Raw genomic sequence first — 608 nt, 5'->3', positions numbered from 1 at the left:
GGAAACCATATATCTGCACCGCAGATGGGAACCATCAAAAATCACCAACTGCTTGGCAATGTAATTCGCTACCAAGTATGCGTCGAAGAGTGCGATCTTACAGTCGATTTGCTCAACCGTTCATCCGAACGCTTGCTAGCTAACGGCAGTCAACTAGAGCTGCTGTTTAACCTTAATGAAATTCAACCAGTGAGAGCCTAACATGTCCAAACCTTTGTACGTCTTTGATATGGACGAAACTCTAATCAACGCCGACTGTGCGATGATTTGGAATGCGTTTTTGGTTGAAAAAGGCATAGCAACGCAATCAAACTTCATCGAGGAAGATCAGCGTTTAATGGCCTTGTACGCAGAAGGCAAAATGGACATGGAGGACTACTTAGAATTCTGTATGGCACCATTGGCTGACATGCCCGTTGCACACGTCCATACGTTGGTAGAAGAGTGTGTAGAGCACCACATCCTGCCTAAGCAGTTTGAGCAATCCAAAACGTTGATAGCACAGTTGGATCGCGATGACATCGATATGGTTATCATCTCTGCGAGCGTGACATTCTTAGTCGAAGCGGTCGGCCGTCGATTAGGAATTCCCGTCGCATTAGGAATTG

At 46.1% G+C, this 608-nt stretch carries 1 protein-coding gene and 1 pseudogene; both read left to right on the top strand.

The window, feature by feature from the left end:
* A pseudogene (locus R8N47_RS26535) lies at nt 1-201 on the top strand (ABC transporter ATP-binding protein); the annotation flags it as partial.
* 1 nt (nt 202) lies between these two features.
* Nucleotides 203-608: HAD-IB family phosphatase (locus tag R8N47_RS26530; RefSeq protein WP_318186277.1), on the top strand; the 406-nt coding region annotated here is incomplete at its 3' end.

It is taken from the genome of Vibrio sp. 2132-1, from assembly GCF_033344315.1.
Note: the sequence above shows the minus strand (reverse complement) of the source record. Positions and strands in the feature narration are given on the sequence as shown.